Origin of the sequence: uncultured Microbacterium sp. (genome assembly GCF_963524805.1) — a bacterium.
In the GTDB taxonomy this organism is placed as follows: domain Bacteria; phylum Actinomycetota; class Actinomycetes; order Actinomycetales; family Microbacteriaceae; genus Microbacterium.
The window spans coordinates 100323-118642 of record NZ_CAURGG010000005.1 but is presented as its reverse complement, the minus strand read 5'-3'; the positions used below and the strand labels follow the sequence as shown (position 1 = coordinate 118642).

The following is an 18320-nucleotide window of genomic DNA, read 5'->3' as shown; positions in this document are numbered from 1 at the left end:
CGAGGCGATCAGGCCGCGAGGGCGTGGGCGTCCAGGATCGTGTAGCTGTACCCCTGCTCGGCGAGGAACCGCTGCCGGTTCTGGGCGAAGTCCTGGTCGACGGTGTCGCGCGCGATGAGCGTGTAGAAGCTCGCGGTGCGCCCCGACTCCTTGGGCCGCAGCAGGCGGCCGAGCCGCTGCGCTTCCTCCTGGCGTGAGCCGAACGACCCGGAGACCTGGATCGCGACGGAGGCCTCGGGCAGGTCGATCGAGAAGTTGGCCACCTTCGAGACCACCAGCAGCGAGATCTCCCCGACGCGGAACGCCTGGTACAGCTCTTCGCGTTCGTCCACCGGGGTCGCGCCGGTGATCCGCGGGGCGTCGAGCGCCTCGGCGAGGATGTCGATCTGGTCGAGGTACTGGCCGATCACCAGGATGCGCTCGCCCTTGTGGCGTTCGACGAGCTGGCGGACCACGCCGATCTTGGCGTGCGCGGTTGCGGCCAGGCGGTAGCGCTCGTCGTCGGCGGCGGCCGCGTACTCGAGGCGGTCGCCCGCCGGCAGGTCGACGCGCACTTCGTAGCAGGCGGCGGGGGAGATGAAGCCCTGGGCCTCGATCTCCTTCCACGGCGCGTCGAAGCGCTTGGGGCCGATCAGGCTGAACACGTCGCCCTCCCGGCCGTCTTCGCGCACCAGTGTGGCGGTCAGCCCCAGGCGGCGACGCGCCTGCAGATCGGCGGTCAGCTTGAAGACCGGTGCCGGCAGCAGATGCACCTCGTCGTAGACGATCAGGCCCCAGTCCAGGGCATCCAGCAGCGCGAGGTGAGCGTACTGTCCGCCGCGCTTGGCGGTGAGGATCTGGTACGTCGCGATCGTGACGGGCTTGATCTCCTTCATCTGCCCCGAGTACTCGCCGATCTCCTCGGCGGTCAGGGAGGTGCGCTTGAGCAGTTCGTCCCGCCACTGCCGGGCGCTGACGGTGTTGGTCACGAGGATCAGGGTGGTCGTCTTGGTGTCGGCCATCGCCGCAGCGCCGACGAGGGTCTTGCCCGCGCCACAGGGGAGCACGACGACTCCTGATCCGCCCTCGGTGAAGATGTCGACGGCTTTGCGCTGGTACGGACGCAGGGTCCAGTTCGTCTCGTCGAGCTCGATCGGATGCGGCGTCCCCGGCGTGTAGCCGGCGAGATCCTCCGCCGGCCACCCGATCTTCAGCAGCTCCTGCTTGATGTGACCGCGGGCCCAGGCGTCGATCACGAACGACTGCGGCGTCGGCTGGCTGATCAGCAGCGGCTGGATGCGCTTGTTGCGGGCCACTTCGGTGAGCACCGCCGTGTCGGTGGCGGTCAGCAACAGTTCGCCGTCCTCATTGCGCTCGATCGTGAGGCGGCCGTAGCGCCCCACGGTCTCGCGGATGTCGATCGAGACCGACGGGGGCACCGGGAACCTCGACCAGCGGTCGAGGGTGGTCAGCATGTCCTCCGCATCGTGGCCGGCGGCGCGGGCGTTCCACAGGCCGAGACGGGTGATGCGGTACGTGTGGATGTGCTCGGGAGCGCGCTCGAGCTCGGCGAAGATCGCCAGTTCGTGGCGCGCCGACTCGGCGTCCGGATGTGCCACTTCCAGCAGCACAGTCCGGTCGCTCTGCACGATGAGAGGACCGTCAGCCATAACGTTCCATCCTACCGGGCAGGTGCGCGGACGGATCGCGGTGCGGCGGGAAGGGGATCAGGATGCCGGCTGCACGCTGACGATGCTCGAGACCGGCAGGGTGCGCTCCACGTCGGCGTTGCGATCCCGGCCGCGCAGGCGCCCGCCGCCCAGACCCGACGCCTCGAGGGTGAGCGAGCGCTCCGATCCATCCGGCATCCGCACGACCACGATGATCTCGGACTTGCTGCGCACGGCCTGCTCGAGTTCCCGACCGAGCCAGGCGGCGTCGGCATCGGTCTCGTGCCCGGCGCGCAGCGCGGCGATCAGGCGGGCGTACGTGTCGCGCGGCTCGGCCGCAGCCGTGGATTCGGCGGCGCGAGAGCGGCGCCGCAACGATTCCGGTGCGCCGGAGGCATCCAGCGCGACGACGGGATACCGGGCATCGGCCAGCGACCAGTACACCGCGTCGCGCTCGACCTTCGACGCGAGTTCATGGCCGTTGCGGACGAACCCGAGGGGGCGCAGCGCTTGATCGACCAGGATCGTGTCGCGCAGCGAAGGATCGGTCGCCTCCACGCGCGTGCGGGCCGTCGCCTCGTCCGCGCGGACACGGATCAGGCCGTGCCGGGCGGCGGTGCTCTCGACCAGGTAGTCCAGCGGCTGCGGGATGCCGGTCAGGGAGATTCCGCTCAGGAACCCGCGGATCGAATCCGCCGTCTCGCCCTCGGTCATGCCCGCGCCGAGGGATTCGGTGCTGAAGCGGTAGGTCGATGCCTGTGCGCGGGACTCGCGGGTGGCGATCGTGCGCAGACGCAGGTCGAGCGCGGGCGCGAGCGGCCCGGGTGCGATCGCGGTGAGGTCGGCCTGCAGGTACACGCGGTCGATCTCGGCCGGAAGGTGTGCCGCCAGGCTGCCGGTGTCGGCGCTGTCCCCCACCCGCAGCGCGGCGGTCCAGCGAGGCTCGCCGCCCGCGGTGAGAAGGCCCCAGGCCGCGGCGATGCGCTGCAGCCGTGCGGCACGCTCCGCCCATTCCGCGTGCAGCGGATAGGCGCCGGCCCAGCTGGCGAGCGGACGGAACCCGCCCTCGTCCGTGCGCAACCCGGCGGGCAGCGCGGCGCGCAGTCCTTCGACGATGAGCGCCCAGCGACGTGTGGTCGTCGCTTCGAGCCACTCCAGTCCGGTCGCGGTCACGACCCACTCGCGGCCCGAGGCCGTCACCAGGTCGGCGGCGGCCGCCGCGGCGACCAGGTCGTCGATGTCGTCGACGGAGCCCAGCGCGCCCGCCTCGGTCAATCGGCGACGATCGACCGCGCTGACCGTCCCTGTTCCCGTGCGGGAGAGCGGCGTGTGCAGGCCGGCGAGCAGAACGTCGGCCAGCGCGCCGACGGTCGTGAAGGCGCGCTCGGCCGCGGCCGCGGCATCCCTCTCCGTCGCCGTCGGTACCGGCGGCGCGGCCGGCTCGGCGACGAAGGCGTCGGGGTGCGCCATGGATGCGGCGCGCACGCGTGCCAGGACGGCGCCGAAGGGGGCTGCGTCCTCGTCGGTGAGCGCCAGCGACGTCAGCAGCTCGCGGTGGGACGGCGGAAGGGCCGCGCCGTCCAGGGCGGCGGCGAGGGCGACGAGGGTCGTCCGGGGAAGCCTGCTGACGGCGCGTTCCACCGAGGCCGGTTCGAGCAGCCCTGCGGCTGCGTCGAAGAAGTCGTGCCAGGGGGCGGAGGGTGCCACCCCGCGTTCGGCGAACGTGCGCGCCAGGGCGCCGTCGTCGGTCGTTGCCAGGCGTACGGCCAGTGCGCGCTCGTCGGAGACCATTCAGCCCCCTCGGTTTGCTCGTGCCCTCCGCACGAAAGTCATGATCAGCAGAGCCAGGATCATGAGGAATGCGAGGGGAAGTGCGATGAGCGGAAGCACCGCGACGATCGGCCAGATTCCCGCGGTGAAATCGGTCACCCCGGCGGGCCTGGCGATGATGATCGCGAGGAAGCAGCCGATCGATACGACCGCCAGGCCCAGCGACATGTACGCCAGGATGCGGTCGAGACGTCGTACCGGGACGTCCCCACCGGGGGTGCGGTTGCTCATCGGGCTCAGCCTATCGGGTGACGCAGCGTGCCGTAGGCTGTGGGTCGGGATCGATCGGTCCCGCATTCCCCCGTGCCCGTGATCGAGGCGCACGACACAGCGAGGTTCCCATGCCCACCGGCAAGGTCAGGTTCTACGACGAGGAGAAGGGGTTCGGCTTCATCGCCGGCGACGATGGCCAGGATGTCTTCCTGCATGCCACCGCTCTTCCCGCCGGTACGCCGGCACCCAAGGCGGGCACCCGCCTGGAGTTCGGCGTCGCCGACGGCAAACGTGGTCTGCAGGCGCTCTCGGTGCGTGTCCTCGAGGCGCCGCCCAGCCTGTCGAAGGCGCAGCGCAAACCCGCGGACGACATGGCGATCATCGTCGAAGACCTCGTGAAGCTGCTCGACGGCATCGGCGGAGACCTCCGCCGCGGCCGGTACCCCAGCGGCGCTCACGGCAAGAAGGTCGCCGCGGTGCTGCGCAAGGTCGCCGATGACTTCGACGCCTGAGACGGCGCCCACGCCTGAGACGGCACCGACGCCTGAGGTCGACCTGACGGCTGAAGTGGAACAGGCGCCTGAGGTCGAACCGACGGCTGAGGTGGAGCAGACGCCCGACGAGTCGTCGGAGCAGGTCGCGGTCTCACCTGTCCTCGAGCCGATCGATGAGATCGCCGCGCGCGAGCTCGCCCTGGCGGCGCTGCACGAGATCACGCCCGCGACGACGGTGGGCGAGCCGACGGACTCGTCGGTGGATGCCGGCGGCGTGCTGACCGTGCGATACGCGAACCGCATGCCCGGCTACCCCGGCTGGTTCTGGACGGTGAGCCTCGCGCAGGTCGAGGGCTCCGCGCCGACCGTTCTCGAGGCCGAGCTGATGCCCGGCGACGGGGCGCTCACCGCGCCCGACTGGCTGCCGTGGGCGGAGCGTCTGGCCGAGTACCAGGCAGCACAGGCGGCGCTCGCCGCCGAAGGCCTGGCGACCGACGATCTGGTCATCGTCGAGGACGAAGACGAAGACCTCGACGACGTCGACGATCTCGACGCGGTCGACTTCGACCGGGACGGCTCGCCGATCCTTCACTCCGGCGACGTGGACGGCGTCGACATCGACGAACTGTCCGACGACGCCGACGCGATCGACCTCGACGAAGACGAGTCGGATGACGAAGATTCGGACGACGAAGAGTCGGACGACGAAGACGTCGATGACTCCGACGACGACGATTTCGACGCTGAGGAAGACGCCGACGAGGTCGACGAAGAGGGCGAAGACGAGGACGAGCCCGCGTCCTGACCGCTCTCAGCCGGTGACCGGGGGAATTCGGGGGCCGCGATGCCGGTCCGCAGCCGGTCGACGAGTTCGTCCATGACCTTGGCGACGATGCGCGGCATGTCCACCGCGTCCCGGTCCAGCAGCCACTGCACCTGCAGACCATCCATCAGGGCGATGAGTGCGGAGGCGTCATCGCGGACGTCGTCCTCGCCGGCATCGCGCCCGGTCACCTCGGCCAGCACGTCGGCGATCTTGTCGCGCAGCACCGTGATGCGATCTCGGAAGTAGCCCTGCGCGGGGTGGCCCTCGGTGACCGATTCGGCAGACAGCACCGTGTAGGTCTGCACGACGCCGGGGCGGGAGGTGTTCTCGGTCACCGTGTCCAGGAGGTGCCCGAGGAAGGCCGGACCTTCGGTCTGCGCGCGACCGGGAACCCCGGCTGCCTCCTCGCCGTCCCGGTACTGCAGCATCGCCACGAGCAGCGCTTCTTTGCTGCCGAAGTGATGCAGCACGCCCGCGTGGGTCATGCCGGCCTGCTCGGCGACCTCCACCAGGCCGCCCTTGTTGTACCCGCGCTGTCCGAAGACGCTCATCGCTGCCCGAAGCACGGCTTCGCGCCGTTCGACGGTTGCGGCGCGGGGGTTGCGGGCCCGCGCAGCACCCGGCGTGCGGGCAGCCCGCGGCGCACTCTCCGATGCCATCAGGTTTCCCCCGCTCCGACGCGCGATCTCGCTCGTCAACTTACAGATGTGTAAGTCGCTCGGCAACGCGGGGTGTGCTCAGAGGTTGTCGAGGATGAAGTCGATGCTGCGGATCAGTTGGCGCACGTCGTCCGGCTCGATCGAGACGAATGTCGCGACGCGCAGCTGATTGCGCCCGAGCTTGCGATACGGCTCCGTGTCGACGACGCCGTTGGCACGCAGCGTCGCCGCAAGGGATGCGGCATCCACCGTGTCGGCGAAGTCGATCGTTACGACCACGGGGGAGCGGTCGGCGGGATCGGCCACGAAGGGGGTGGCGACCTCGGATGCCGCTGCCCACTCGTACAGTGCGCCGGAGGATTCCCGCGTCCGGGCATCGGCCCACGCGAGCCCCCCGTTGCCGAGGATCCACTGCAGCTGCTCGTCGAGGAGGAACAAAGTCGTCAGCGCCGGCGTGTTGAGCGTCTGGTTCAGTCGCGAGTTGTCCAGCGCGTTCTTGAGGCTGAGGAACTCCGGGATGTACCGGTCGGAGGCCGCGATGCGCTCGATGCGCTCGATCGCCGCGGGTGAGACGACCGCGAACCACAGGCCGCCGTCGGAGCCGAGGTTCTTCTGCGGCGCGAAGTAGTACACGTCAGTCTCGGCGACGTCGAAGTCGATCCCTCCGGCGGCGCTGGTCGCGTCGATGACCGTGAGGGCTCCGGCGTCGCCGTCGACGCGGGCGATCGGCGCAGACACACCGGTCGATGTCTCGTTGTGCGGCCATGCGTACACATCCACGCCTGCGACCGCCTCCGCCGTCGTGCGGGTGCCCGCGGCGACCTCGCGCACGTCCGGCGCCTGCAGCCACGGCGCCTTCGCCGCGGAGGCGAACTTGCCGCCGAACTCGCCGAAGACCAGGTTCTGGCTGCGCTGTTCGATCAGCCCGAAGGCGGCGGCATCCCAGAACGCCGTCGATCCGCCGTTGCCGACGATCACCTCATAGCCCGCGGGCAGGCGGAACAGCTCCGCCAGGTGCGTGCGCACGTCGCCGACGAGGTTCTTCACCGGTGCCTGGCGGTGCGAGGTGCCCAGCAGCGTCGCGCCGCGCGTGACGAGGGCTTCCAGCTGCGCGCCGCGCACCTTCGAGGGGCCGCAGCCGAAGCGTCCGTCGGCGGGCAGAAGGTCACGCGGGATCACGAGGTGCGGCATCCCTCGATTGTATGGTCGGCGCCCGCGGCATCCCTGTCCGTGTGACGGCCCGTGAAGCCGTGCACGCGCAAGAGGGTTATGGTGGCGACACGGGGCCTGATCGGGCTCCCGAACAGAGGGCGTCATCGTGTCAGACAAGTCCCCGAAGAAGTCGTCGAGCAAGACTGCGGCCTCGAGCACTCTCAAAGAGAAGCGTGCCGCCAAGAAGGCGAAGGTTGAGCACCGCGCCGGCACCGACGTGAGCGAAGCCACGCACCGCAAGTAGCCGCACCCGCTCTCCGCCGTTCCGCGACCAGGCGGAAGGGAGGCGTCGCGCGCGCCCGGGCCGGGTTCCGCCTCCAGCGGAGCCCGGAAGGGGCGTGAGCGGGATTGGATAGGCTGGCCTTTGCACTGATTCCGCGTCTGCGAGGCATGATGACCGACCTGATCGACACGACAGAGATGTATCTGCGCACGATCCTCGAACTCGAGGAAGAGGCCATCGTCCCTCTGCGCGCGCGCATCTCCGAGCGCCTCGGTCACTCCGGCCCGACCGTTTCGCAGACCGTCGGCCGCATGGAGCGCGACGGGCTCGTCGTCGTCTCGGACGACCGCACGCTCGAGCTGACCGACGCCGGTCGCGGCAAGGCGGTCGACGTCATGCGCAAGCACCGGCTCGCCGAGCGCCTGCTCTCCGACGTCATCGGCCTGGACTGGGCCTACGTGCACGAAGAGGCGTGCCGGTGGGAACACGTGATGAGCGAGCAGGTCGAGCGCCGTCTCGTCGAACTGCTCGGCCACCCGACCGAGTCGCCCTACGGCAACCCGATCCCGGGGCTGGCGCAGCTGGGCGACGTGCCCGCGAAGCAGTTCGAGCAGGGTGTCGTGGGCCTGGTGCGCCGCCTGAACGAGGCGGGCGAGCCGATCACCGGCACCGTGCGCCGCCTGGCCGAGCCCGTGCAGGTCGACCCCGAGCTGCTGCAGCAGCTCAAGGCCGCGGGCGTCATGCCCGGAGCCTCGGGCGACTACCGGTACAGCGAGGGCTACGTGCTGGTGCAGATGAACGGTAGCGATGAGGGACTCGAACTGCCGGTCGAAGTCGCCTCGCACATCTTCCTCGTCGACGACCGCACCTGACCCCCGCAGCCGAAGCGCACGCGCACCGGCTCCTCCTCAGGGGACGTCCGGACACACACCCAGGCATCTGCCAGGCCCTCAACGTGACATATTCGTTACCTTCAGGTAGCGTGAAGATGTCCACAGGCGAGAAGCCCGCCGTCGGACGCCATGCGGATTGCCTCCCCGGCTCGTCGTCCACGTGGTTACGCCTGCATATCGTGCCCCGACATCGAATGCTGACGAGCCAGCGCCGCCCGGCGCAGAGGCGCCGGAGGAACTATTGGCTGAAGAAATAAATTCGCCCGCGACCGAGCCCCACCGCGACGACACTAGTCTCACGCGTCGTGGCCGCGGACGAAGCACCGCCGTGCCCCGCACTCCCGCCGGCAGAGTCGCATCGTCGCGACCGCCGAAGGCGCCGAATGACGCGGCCCCCCAGGCTCCCCGCTCTTCCCGTAAGAGTCGTCCCCTGCGCAGTCTCGTGATCTTGACGATGGTGGGCGGTCTCGTGGCCACCGTCGCGCTTCCGGCCTATGGCGCCTGGCGCCCGGCCGATGACGCCGTCACACTGCAGCAGGTCGCGGCCGACGACGCGCAGTCCCTCGTCGTGGCCTCCGACTCGTCCGCTTCGGAACTGAACCGCGGAAGCTACTCGGCGACCACGCCCGAGGAGATCCAGAAGAAGAAGGACGAAGAAGCTGCGGCCGCCGCCGCTCAGGCTGCCGCCGAAGCCGCCGCGGCTCGTGCCCGCGTCACCTCGAGCAGTTCGTCCTCCAGCCCGGTCAACATCAGCATGGTCTCGCCCGGCAGCGGCGAAGTGCGCTGGCCGATCATCAACTTCACCCTCGGACGCGGACTGTGGGACTCCGGCTACCACCAGGGTGTCGACCTGCTCGCCTCGTGCGGTGAGCCGATCTACGCCACGGCGGCCGGTATCGTCAGCGTCTCGCAGGAGAGCTACGGCGGGTACGGAGTGGCAATCTCGATCGACCACGCGCTCGGCGGCCAGTCCGTCAACAGCCTCTACGGCCACATGACCTACGGCAGCCGTCAGGTCTCGGTCGGGCAGGCTGTCTCTGCCGGCCAGCTCATCGGCTTCGTCGGCTCGACGGGCAGCTCCACCGCCTGCCACGTGCACTTCGAGATCCACATCAACGGCGGCGTCGTCGACCCGTGGGCCTGGTTGCAGTCCAACGCCGGCTGAGCCTGTCTGCCTGAGTCTTCTTCGTCGAGGGGACGGATGCCGCGGCATCCGTTTCCCGACACGGTTCTGATCGTTCACCCGGTCGTGCGACCCGTCCGCGCCGAGCGTGCATTAGCCTGAAACCCGACGCTGAGAGAAGCGGAGGGGAGCCGATGGGCCGCACACCACGCATCCGAACCATGGATGCGCTTGGACGCCTCGTCCTTCGGCATTGCACGAGTGGATGCCGCGGCATTGCCGCGGCGCCTGGGCGCTGTCTGTAGACAGCGCCTTTTTTTCATGCCTCCTCCGCGACTGGATCGTCGTGGAAGTCGAATCCCGGGAAGCCGTCCCGGCCGTTCGAGAGGATGAGGAATGCGCACTCTGGTGCTCAACGCGGGCTACGAGCCGCTCGCTGTCGTGTCGTTCAAGCGGGCTCTGGTGCTCGTGATGAACGAGAAGGCCGTCGTCGTGGAGCACGTCGACGGGGAGCCGGTCTGGGCGGCGCAGGGCAAGTACGATCGCCCGGCCGTCATCGTGCTGACGCGGTACGTGCGCGTTCCGGGAGGGCGGCACATCCCGGTCACCCGACGCGGGGTGCTGCGCCGTGATGCGCACCGGTGCGGGTACTGCGGCAAGGCGGCCTCGACGATCGATCACGTGCTGCCGCGCTCGCGCGGCGGAGCGGACTCGTGGGAGAACCTCGTGGCCTGCTGCCTGCGCTGCAACAACGTGAAGGGCGACCGCACCCCGCAGGAGATGTCGTGGGACCTGCTGGTCACCCCGCGACCCCCGCGCGGCGTGCAGTGGACCGTGCGCGGAACCGACCGCACCGACCCCTGCTGGGAGCCGTATCTCGCCCTCGCGGCTTAGTCGCCCCGTGCAGTCGGGACGTGCTCGGCTCGTTGCCGGGTGTGTTCGGCATCCGGCACCCGCATGTCCGGATTTCTGCTGAGAACGGCATCCGATTCCGCCGTTTGGCGGACATGCGCCGCGGCCACATCCGCGCATGACGGAGGCCGCGGCGACATCCGGCGTGATGTGATGGAGACATGACCCGAGCCCTCCTTGTGATCGACATGCAGCGCGCCTTCGACGACCTGGACTTCTGGGGGCCGACGACGAACCCCGACTGCGAGCAGAACGTCGCCGCGCTCGTGAGCGCCTGGCAGGCCTCGGGGGAGCCGATCGTCGTGGTGCACCACGACTCGGTCTCGCCGGGATCGCCGCTGCACCCCGACAACGCGGGGAACGCGCTGATGGATGCCGTGGCCACGGTCGACCCGGCGCTGCGGGTGCGCAAGAACGTCAACTCCGCGTTCTACGGCGACCCCGACCTGGGAGAGTGGCTGACCGCGGAGGGCATCCGGGAACTCGTGATCTGCGGCATCCAGACGAACATGTGCGTCGAGACGACCGCGAGGATGGCGGGCAATCTCGGCTACGACGTGACGGTCGCCCTCGATGCGACGCAGACGTTCGACCTGACGGCGGATGTCGCGGGTCTGGGTGTCGTGACGCGCACGGCGTCCGATCTGATGGCAACGACCGCCCTCGACCTGCAGGCGGGCGGTTTCGCGCGGATCGCGACGACCGCCGGCTTGGTCGGCGAATAGGCGAGGCGCGGTCCTCTCAGGAGGCCGCGCCGTCCCGGACCAGATCGAGGTAGCGACGGACCGGCTCGAGGCCTGCGTCATCGGAGCGGACTCCGATGTACGCGTCGGGCCGGACGACCAGAATCGTCATCGACGCCGCTCCGAGCAGATCGTCGGCTGCTGAGCGCACGGTCGGGTCCAGGACCGGATCGTCGAGGGCGAGGGGGATGACCGTGTCGATCTCGCGCTCGTACGCATCCTGAATCGCCGAGGTCGTCTCCGCGACCCGAGCCGAGTCGCACCCGATGACCACAGCGGTGTGCGTCGTCCCGAGCAGGGGGTACAGACCGATTCCGGCGGGAAGCCGGTGGCCCGCACCGACGCCCGCCGGTCCCCCGACGGCCGGGACGATGATCGGCGAGTCCTCGTAAGAGATGTCCAGCTCGGCCTCGCCGAGGATCTCGCGGTGACGCGCCGCATCATCGGCGAAGGTGGCCCGAAGTGCGGCATCCCGTTCCGCACGTGCGTCGTCGTCTCTCAGGGTCTGCATCGTCTCGAAGCCGTCGCCGGAGGCGGTGATCTTGAGCGCTACCGGTCGTCTCTCGGCTTCGTACGAGTCCAGCAGGCGCGGGTCGGCCTCGCCGTGACACACCAGCGCGAGCTTCCAGGCGAGGTTGAACGAGTCCTGGATGCCGCTGTTCATGCCGTGGCCCTGCGCGGGCGAGCAGACGTGGGCGGCATCCCCGGCCAGCAGTGCACGTCCGCGCCGATAGACGGTGGCGACCTTGGTGTGGCAGTGGAAGCGCGTCGGATTGGCGTTGTCGATGAGCGACACCTCCGGCGCGTACCGGCGGACGACCGCACTGGCGTCCTCGACCAGGTCGGACGTGTCCGAGGTCGGCCGGATGTAGGCGCGCCAGCGAAGCTCCGGCAGCGGAGTAAGGATGACCGAATCGTGATCGAGGAAGGCGAAATTCGTCTCATGCCCGAACGGCCAACCCGCCAGAGTCGTGTCCACCACGGCCCACGACTGGGCGATGCTGTGACCCTCGAACGGGATGCCGCTGAGCTCGCGCACCGGACTGTGCAGTCCGCCGCACCCGACGATCCACTCGGCCTCCAGCTCGTACTCCTCGCCGGCATGCTCGATGCGGGCGAGCACCCCGGCATCGGTGAGGTCCATCCCGGTGAGTCGGTGGCGGTATCTCACCGCGCCGCCCTGCGCGTGGAGGTGGCGGGAGAGGGCGCGCTCGGTCACTTCCTCCGACACATTGACGTTGAAGGCGAACGGACTGTCGACCTCCGCGAGGTCCATCCGCCCGAGGTGCTCCCCGCCCGAGAAGATGTCGATGAATCGCTGATGCACGCCGACGTCGCGGAGATCATCGCTGAGCCCCACGGTCGAGAGCAGTTCCATCGTGCGGGGATGGACGATCGTGGCCCGATCCCACGACATCGGACCTTCGAGGGCGTCGATGATGACGCAGTCGACGGACCGTCGCTGCAGTTCAGCTGCCAGTGTCAAGCCGGTGGGGCCGGCGCCGACGATCAGGACGCTTGTCTTCATGATTGTTTCTACCACCGGAGGACGAGGTGAGGGCAAGGAAGTGCTGACAGGCCAGGCGGGGGAGAATCGAACATAATGCACGGAAATGCCCTCTGCGATGTCGGAAGTCGGCGATAGCGTTCCTCATGGCGTTGACCCACTAGAACATGTGTTCTAGCCTGTGGGAGTGAGGGCAGCTGTGCAGACCGAGGTTCGTGCTTCCCCGGTATCGGGTGATGTGCACCGGCTGCGCGCCCAGGTCGACCGCATGCAGGGGCGCCGCCTCGACGCGCCGGTGCTGCCGGCGCTTCCTGCTCTCGCGGCGCTTCTGCCCGGGGGTGGGCTGCGTGCCGGGTCGGCGTATTCGATCGCCCCGTCTGCGTCGCTCCTGTCCGCTCTGCTGGCCGCCCCGTCGCAGGCAGGGTCGTGGTGCGGGGTGGTGGGCGTGCCGCAGTTCGGTGCGGAGGCGGCCGAGAAGCTCGGGGTCGACCTGTCGCGGCTCGTCCTGATCCCCGAACCGGGCTCCCGCTGGCTGGCGGTGACCGCGACGATCGCCGAAGTGCTGCCGGTGGTCGCCCTGCGCCCGGGCGGCCGGGCGACCGACGGCGAGGTCTCGCGCCTGGCGGCCCGCCTCCGCGATCGGGGTGCGGTGCTGCTCGTGCAAGGGCCCTGGGCGCAGGCCGAGGCGGTCATCGACGTGGCACAGCCCGAGTGGACGGGGCTCGGTCAGGGGCACGGCTACCTCTCCGGGCGCGAACTCACCGTGTCGGTCACCACCCGGCGCACACCCGTGCCGCGCAGGGGACGCGTGCTTCTTCCCGCCGTCGACGGCGCGCTCGAGCCGCTGCGGACTCCGGCCGAAGCGCGCTACGTGCCGCTCGAGGCGGTGGGCTGACATGCGGGCGGACGCCCCGGTACGCAGTCTCGTGCTGTGGTTCCCGGACTGGCCGGTCACGGCGCTGATCCGCGACGCCTCCCGCACCGAGCAGCTGGACGCCTCGCTGCCGATCGCCGTGCTGGCGGCGGGCGCCGTGGTGGCGTGCTCGGCCGCGGCGCGGGCCGAGGGCGTGCGACGCGGGCAGCGGCGGCGCGATGCGCAGGCCCGCTGCCCGGACCTGACGGTGATCGCCGCCGATCCGGTGCGCGATCACCGCGTCTTCGCGCCGGTGGTCGCCGGCATCGAAGAACGCGCACCCGGCGTGCAGATCGTCCGGCCGGGACTGTGCGCCCTGCGTGCACGAGGACCCGCGCGCTACTACGGCGGTGAGGCCGAGGCGGCGCGCGTGCTGCTGGGCACCCTGAGCGATCTCGGACTCGAGGGGGTGCGAGCCGGCATCGCCGACGGTCCGTTCACCGCCGAGCAGGCGGCTCGGGTCGGCGCGACGGCAGCCGAGCCCGTGTTCCTCGTCCCCACGGGCGGGGCGGGCGGGTTCCTGGCACCCCTTCCCATCGCGTCGCTCGAAGATTCCGAGATGGCGGGACTGCTCGCCCGTCTCGGGGTGCAGACCCTCGGGCAGTTCGCCGCGATGGAGGCGGACCGCGTGCGCGAGCGGTTCGGCGAGCGCGGCATCCGGCTGCATCAGCTGTCGGCCGGCCGCGACTCGCGTGCGGTCGAACCCCGCGTGCCCCCGCCCGAGCTGCACCACGAGGTCGCGTTCGAGCCGCCCCTCGAGATCGCCGAGCAGGTGGCGTTCGGCATGAGGATGGCCGCCGACGCGTTCATCGCCGGGCTCGGCGCCCTCGACCTGGTGTGCACCGAGCTGCGCGTCGAGCTGACCGGAGACCGCGGAGAGCGCAGCGAGCGGGTGTGGCTGCACCCCGGATCGTTCGACGCGGCATCCGTCGTCGACCGGGTGCGGTGGCAGCTGGGGGAGGATGCCCGCTCCTTGAGCTCCGGCGTCGCGAAGGTGCGCATCGAGCCGGCGGCGGTGGATGCGGCCGGCCATCACGTTCCGGCGATCTTCGGTGCGGGCACCGACGAACGCGTGCACCATGCGCTCTCGCGCGTGCAGGCGATGCTCGGTCATCGGGGGGTGGTGACACCGGCGATCGGCGGCGGACGCTGGCTCGCCGAACGGCAGGTGCTGGTGCCGTGGGGCGATCGGGCGGTGCTCGCGAAAGAGCGCGCGCGGCCGTGGCCCGGAAGCCTGCCCGATCCGCTTCCGAGCACCGTGTTCCCCGAGCGCATGGCGGTGGAGGTCGTCGACGACGACGGCGATTCGGTGGCCGTCGGCGACCGGGACGCAGTGACCTCGGCGCCGGCTCAGCTGCACGGTCCCTTTCCCGGCGAGGGCAACCGGGTGCGCGCGATCCGCGGATGGGCGGGACCGTGGCCGGTGATCGAAAGAGGGTGGGATGCCGCGCGCACGCGTCAGGCGCATCGATTCCAGGTCGTCGACGCAGACGATGTCGCGTGGCTGCTGGTCTGCGAACGAGGCGAGTGGTTCGCGGAGGGGCGCTATGACTAGGGTCTGCCGTCCGGTCCCCGAGCCCGGTCCGGTCCCCGAGCTTGTCGAGGGGCCGCGCTGATGGGCTTCAACAACCCCTCTGTTCCCTGGTCCGAGATCGAGCGGCTGCTCAGCGACCGGCGCCGGCCGGACAACGTCCCCGCGAATGCCGACGGCGGCGACAGTCCGGCATGGTCGCGCAAGCGCGGGCCGTACGTCGCCCAGCCGATCGCCCGGCCCGACGACACGGTTCCGTACGCGGAGTTGCACGCGCACTCGACGTTCTCGTTCCTCGACGGCGCCTCCTCGCCCGAAGAGCTGGCTGAAGAGGCCGAGAGACTCGGGTTGCACGCCCTGGCGATCACCGATCACGACGGGTTCTACGGGATCGTCCGCTTCGCCGAGGCGGCGGAATCCCTGCAGGTGAAGACCGTGTTCGGCGCCGAGCTCTCGCTCGAGCTGCCCAAGCCGCAGAGGGGCGAGCCCGATCCCGCCGGCGCGCACCTGCTCGTGCTCGCCCGCGGCGAGGAGGGGTATCACCGGCTGGCGGCGGCCATCACGCACGCGCAGCTCAACGGCGCCGAGAAAGGGCGCCCGGTCTACGACCTCGACGAGCTCGCCGATCAGGCGGGGGAGCACTGGGCGATCCTGACCGGATGCCGCAAGGGAGCCGTCCGGCGCGCGCTCATCGAGCAGGGTCCGCAGGCGGCGGCATCCGCTCTCGATCGCCTCGTCCACCTCTTCGGAAGGGATGCCGTCCACGTCGAGCTGATCGATCACGGCAATCCGCTCGACTCGCGCCACAACGATGTGCTCGCCACGCTCGCCGCGGAGCGCGGGCTGCCGATCCTGGCGAGCAACAACGTGCACTACGCGGTTCCCGAGCGGGCGCACCTGGCCGCGGCGGTCGCGGCGGTGCGGGCGAATCGGGGTCTCGACGAGCTCGACGGGTGGCTCCCCGCCCACGCCGGTGCGCACCTGCGCTCGGGCGTCGAGATGGCGCAGCGCTTCGCGCGGTACCCCGGCGCGGTCGCGCGGACGGTGACGCTCGCCGACGAGATCGCCTTTCCGCTGCGGCGCGCCAAGCCGGCGCTGCCGAAGCAGAAGGTGGCCGAGGGGCACACGCCGATGTCGTGGCTGCGGCACATCGTGTGGGAGGCGGTGCCGCGCAAGTACCCCGACCTCACCGACGAAGACCGGGAGCGGATCGAGAAGGAGCTCGGGGTCATCGAGCTCAAGGACTTTCCGGGCTACTTCCTGATCGTGTACGGAATCGTGCAGGAGGCGCGGCGGCGCGGCATCCTGTGCCAGGGTCGAGGCTCGGCGGCCAACAGTGCCGTGTGCTTTCTGCTGGACATCACCGCGGTGGACTCGATCGCCTACAAGCTGCCGTTCGAGCGGTTCCTCTCGTCCCTCCGCGACGAGGAGCCCGACATCGACGTGGACTTCGACTCCGACCGGCGCGAAGAGATCATCCAGTGGGTGTACGGGCAGTACGGGCGCGAGCGGGCCGCCCAGGTGGCGAACGTGATCCAGTACCGGCCGAAGAACGCCGTGCGCGACATGGCCAAGGCGCTCGGCAACTCGCCCGGTCAGCAGGATGCCTGGTCGAAGCAGGTCGAGCAGTGGGGCGCGACCCTCTCTACCGGGCCGGAGCACGACATCCCCGATCAGGTGATCGAGTACGCGTCCGAGCTGCTGAAGGCTCCCCGGCACCTGGGCATCCACTCCGGCGGCATGGTGCTGACCGACCGGCCCGTGGGCGAGGTCGTACCGATCGAGCACGCGCGCATGGAGAACCGCACGGTCATCCAGTGGGACAAGGACGACGCCGCCTGGATGGGACTGGTCAAGTTCGACCTGCTCGGGCTCGGCATGCTCGCGGCGCTGCAGTACTGCTTCGACATGATCCGCGCGGCGACGGGTGAGGAGTGGGAGCTCTCCACGATCCCCAAGGAGGAGAAGGCCGTCTACGACATGCTCTGCCGGGCGGATTCGATCGGCGTGTTCCAGGTCGAATCCCGTGCGCAGATGGGGCTCCTGCCGCGCCTCCAGCCGCGGCAGTTCTACGACCTGGTGATCGAGATCGCCCTGATCCGCCCGGGTCCGATCCAGGGCGGCGCCGTGCACCCGTTCGTGCGGCGCAAGCTCGGGTACGAGGAGATCACCTACCCGCACCCCAAGCTCGAACCGGTGCTGGAGCGCACGCTCGGCATCCCGGTGTTCCAGGAGCAGCTCATGCAGATGGCGATGGCCGTGGGGGAGTGCACGGGGGAGGACGCCGATCTGCTGCGTCGCGCGATGGGATCCAAGCGCGGGGTGGAGCGGATCGAGTCGCTGCGCGAGAAGCTGTACGCCGGCATGGCCACCAATGGTCTGGTGGGTCAGGCGGCCGATGACATCTACGCCCGCATCCAGGCATTCGCGAACTTCGGCTTCGCCGAGTCGCACTCGCTGTCGTTCGGGCTGCTGGTCTACGCCTCGTCGTGGATCAAGCTGCACTACCCCGCGGCGTTCCTCGCCGGGCTGCTGCGGGCGCAGCCGATGGGCTTCTACTCTCCGGCGACCCTCACCGGCGACGCCCGACGGCATGGCGTGGAGGTGCTGCGGCCCGACCTGCTGCGCTCGGGGGCGGAGGCGGTGCTCGAGCCGGTCGCCGCGTCCCGGGTGCCACGAGATCAGGAGATGTCACCGGGGCAGGACGAAAGAGCGACCGAACCTCCTACGCCGGTGACATCACCTGATGCGGTGACGACCCCGACCGGGAGGGATGCCTGCACCCACCGCATCCAGCCACCCGTCGGCATCTTCGACCGGGACGAGCCCGACGAATCCGCAGCCCACCGCCGCGACGGGCGGTTCGCGGTGCGGCTCGGACTCGCGGCGATCAAGGGCATCGGCTCGGCGGTCGCCGAGCGCATCGTCGCCGAGCGCGAGAACGCCGGCCCGTACCGCGACCTGCGCGATCTGGTCCGACGCGCCGGTGTGACTCAGGCGCACCTCGAGGCGCTCGCGACCGCGGGGGCGTTCGAGTGCCTCGGGCTCAGTCGCCGCGAAGGGATCTGGCTGGCGGGCTCCGCCGCGCAGGACCGGGCCGAGTTCCTCCCCGATTCGCTGGCGTTCGTGCAGCCGCCGCTGTTCACCGATCCCACCAGTTACGAGCAGCTCGCGAGCGACCTGTGGGCGACCGGCATCTCCACCGACGACCACCCGCTGGTCCACTACCGGTCGGGGCTCGATGCGCGCGGCGTCCTCACCTCGCGAGAGCTGCGCAGCCACGAAGCCGGTCGACGCGTCGAGGTCGCGGGGCTGGTCACCCACCGGCAGCGGCCGGCGACGGCATCCGGAATCACGTTCATCAACCTCGAAGACGAGCACGGCCTGGTCAATGTGGTCTGCTCGGTCGGCATGTGGAACAAGTACCGCCGCATCGTGCGGGACGCCCCGGCGCTGATCGTGCGGGGGATGCTGGAGCGTTCGGTCGAGGGAGTGACCAACCTCGTGGCTGATCAGTTCGAAGACCTGCGGGTGGGTGTCGGGCACAAGTCACGCGATTTCCGGTGACGATGCGTGACTGTGCCATCATCAG

At 70.0% G+C, this 18320-nt stretch carries 15 protein-coding genes and 1 pseudogene; 10 read left to right on the top strand and 6 right to left on the bottom strand.

Translation table 11 applies throughout. The annotated features are described in order from the left end of the window. Nucleotides 1-8 precede the first annotated feature (8 nt). From RWQ91_RS11465 to RWQ91_RS11455, 3 genes are read right to left on the bottom strand one after another with little or no spacing between them, the layout of a single operon-like run. Complete coding sequence (locus RWQ91_RS11465; protein WP_314506084.1) at nt 9-1649, bottom strand: DNA repair helicase XPB; 1641 nt, start codon at nt 1647-1649, stop codon at nt 9-11. Nucleotides 1650-1706: 57 nt separating this feature from the next. After that, complete coding sequence (locus RWQ91_RS11460; RefSeq protein ID WP_314506083.1) at nt 1707-3440, bottom strand: helicase-associated domain-containing protein; 1734 nt, start codon at nt 3438-3440, stop codon at nt 1707-1709. Beyond that, the gene (locus RWQ91_RS11455) at nt 3441-3710 is read right to left on the bottom strand and encodes a multidrug ABC transporter ATPase (protein ID WP_314506082.1); all 270 of its coding nucleotides are present in this window, start codon (nt 3708-3710) and stop codon (nt 3441-3443) included. It lies immediately after the preceding gene. A gap of 110 nt (nt 3711-3820) precedes the next feature. On the opposite strand from RWQ91_RS11455, the gene RWQ91_RS11450 reads away from it, so the two are divergent. Both RWQ91_RS11450 and RWQ91_RS11445 read left to right on the top strand, forming a co-directional pair. Beyond that, complete coding sequence (locus RWQ91_RS11450; protein ID WP_314506081.1) at nt 3821-4204, top strand: cold shock domain-containing protein; 384 nt, start codon at nt 3821-3823, stop codon at nt 4202-4204. Continuing rightward, nucleotides 4188-4991, top strand: coding sequence for a DUF3027 domain-containing protein (locus RWQ91_RS11445; protein WP_314506079.1), 804 nt, complete (start codon nt 4188-4190; stop codon nt 4989-4991). The genes RWQ91_RS11450 and RWQ91_RS11445 overlap by 17 nt, the downstream gene beginning before the upstream one ends. Before the next feature lie 62 nt (nt 4992-5053). Here RWQ91_RS11445 and RWQ91_RS11440 read toward each other — a convergent pair. After that, nucleotides 5054-5563, bottom strand: a pseudogene (locus RWQ91_RS11440) (TetR/AcrR family transcriptional regulator); the annotation flags it as partial. 186 nt (nt 5564-5749) lie between these two features. Continuing rightward, the gene (gene serC, locus RWQ91_RS11435; RefSeq protein ID WP_314506077.1) at nt 5750-6862 is read right to left on the bottom strand and encodes a phosphoserine transaminase; all 1113 of its coding nucleotides are present in this window, start codon (nt 6860-6862) and stop codon (nt 5750-5752) included. 127 nt (nt 6863-6989) lie between these two features. On the opposite strand from serC, the gene RWQ91_RS11430 reads away from it, so the two are divergent. The 5 genes from RWQ91_RS11430 (at nt 6990) to RWQ91_RS11410 (ending at nt 10759) form a co-directional block, all read left to right on the top strand. Continuing rightward, the gene (locus RWQ91_RS11430) at nt 6990-7127 is read left to right on the top strand and encodes a hypothetical protein (RefSeq protein ID WP_314506073.1); all 138 of its coding nucleotides are present in this window, start codon (nt 6990-6992) and stop codon (nt 7125-7127) included. A 149-nt stretch (nt 7128-7276) separates the two neighbouring features. After that, complete coding sequence (locus RWQ91_RS11425) at nt 7277-7978, top strand: metal-dependent transcriptional regulator (RefSeq protein ID WP_314506071.1); 702 nt, start codon at nt 7277-7279, stop codon at nt 7976-7978. Nucleotides 7979-8327: 349 nt separating this feature from the next. After that, nucleotides 8328-9164, top strand: coding sequence for a M23 family metallopeptidase (locus RWQ91_RS11420; RefSeq protein ID WP_399546332.1), 837 nt, complete (start codon nt 8328-8330; stop codon nt 9162-9164). A 354-nt stretch (nt 9165-9518) separates the two neighbouring features. Beyond that, entirely contained in the window at nt 9519-10016 is a 498-nt protein-coding gene (locus tag RWQ91_RS11415; RefSeq protein ID WP_314506068.1) for an HNH endonuclease, read from the top strand. Between the two features lie 179 nt (nt 10017-10195). Beyond that, the gene (locus RWQ91_RS11410) at nt 10196-10759 is read left to right on the top strand and encodes a cysteine hydrolase family protein (protein WP_314506066.1); all 564 of its coding nucleotides are present in this window, start codon (nt 10196-10198) and stop codon (nt 10757-10759) included. Nucleotides 10760-10775: 16 nt separating this feature from the next. Here RWQ91_RS11410 and RWQ91_RS11405 read toward each other — a convergent pair whose 3' ends face one another. Continuing rightward, nucleotides 10776-12305, bottom strand: a complete 1530-nt coding sequence (locus RWQ91_RS11405; RefSeq protein WP_314506064.1) for an FAD-dependent monooxygenase — start codon at nt 12303-12305, stop codon at nt 10776-10778. 166 nt (nt 12306-12471) lie between these two features. Here RWQ91_RS11405 and RWQ91_RS11400 point away from each other — a divergent pair, with 166 nt between their 5' ends. The 3 genes from RWQ91_RS11400 to RWQ91_RS11390 are packed head-to-tail and all read left to right on the top strand — an operon-like array spanning nt 12472 to nt 18295. Next, a complete protein-coding gene (locus tag RWQ91_RS11400; RefSeq protein WP_314506062.1) occupies nt 12472-13179 on the top strand; it encodes a hypothetical protein in 708 nt (235 codons plus the stop codon). 1 nt (nt 13180) lies between these two features. Then, nucleotides 13181-14752, top strand: a complete 1572-nt coding sequence (locus RWQ91_RS11395; protein ID WP_314506061.1) for a DNA polymerase Y family protein — start codon at nt 13181-13183, stop codon at nt 14750-14752. A gap of 60 nt (nt 14753-14812) precedes the next feature. Beyond that, nucleotides 14813-18295 (top strand): error-prone DNA polymerase, encoded by a 3483-nt coding sequence (locus RWQ91_RS11390; RefSeq protein WP_314506059.1) that lies wholly within the window; start codon nt 14813-14815, stop codon nt 18293-18295. Nucleotides 18296-18320: the final 25 nt, after the last annotated feature.

What these genes read in the sequence shown, in the direction of transcription:
- RWQ91_RS11465 (WP_314506084.1), bottom strand. Translation starts at nt 1,649, where the DNA reads ATGGCTGACGGTCCTCTCATCGTGCAGAGCGACCGGACTGTGCTGCTG.
- RWQ91_RS11460 (WP_314506083.1), bottom strand. Translation starts at nt 3,440, where the DNA reads ATGGTCTCCGACGAGCGCGCACTGGCCGTACGCCTGGCAACGACCGAC.
- RWQ91_RS11455 (WP_314506082.1), bottom strand. Translation starts at nt 3,710, where the DNA reads ATGAGCAACCGCACCCCCGGTGGGGACGTCCCGGTACGACGTCTCGAC.
- RWQ91_RS11450 (WP_314506081.1), top strand. Translation starts at nt 3,821, where the DNA reads ATGCCCACCGGCAAGGTCAGGTTCTACGACGAGGAGAAGGGGTTCGGC.
- RWQ91_RS11445 (WP_314506079.1), top strand. Translation starts at nt 4,188, where the DNA reads ATGACTTCGACGCCTGAGACGGCGCCCACGCCTGAGACGGCACCGACG.
- serC (WP_314506077.1), bottom strand. Translation starts at nt 6,862, where the DNA reads ATGCCGCACCTCGTGATCCCGCGTGACCTTCTGCCCGCCGACGGACGC.
- RWQ91_RS11425 (WP_314506071.1), top strand. Translation starts at nt 7,277, where the DNA reads ATGACCGACCTGATCGACACGACAGAGATGTATCTGCGCACGATCCTC.
- RWQ91_RS11415 (WP_314506068.1), top strand. Translation starts at nt 9,519, where the DNA reads ATGCGCACTCTGGTGCTCAACGCGGGCTACGAGCCGCTCGCTGTCGTG.
- RWQ91_RS11410 (WP_314506066.1), top strand. Translation starts at nt 10,196, where the DNA reads ATGACCCGAGCCCTCCTTGTGATCGACATGCAGCGCGCCTTCGACGAC.
- RWQ91_RS11405 (WP_314506064.1), bottom strand. Translation starts at nt 12,305, where the DNA reads ATGAAGACAAGCGTCCTGATCGTCGGCGCCGGCCCCACCGGCTTGACA.
- RWQ91_RS11395 (WP_314506061.1), top strand. Translation starts at nt 13,181, where the DNA reads ATGCGGGCGGACGCCCCGGTACGCAGTCTCGTGCTGTGGTTCCCGGAC.
- RWQ91_RS11390 (WP_314506059.1), top strand. Translation starts at nt 14,813, where the DNA reads ATGGGCTTCAACAACCCCTCTGTTCCCTGGTCCGAGATCGAGCGGCTG.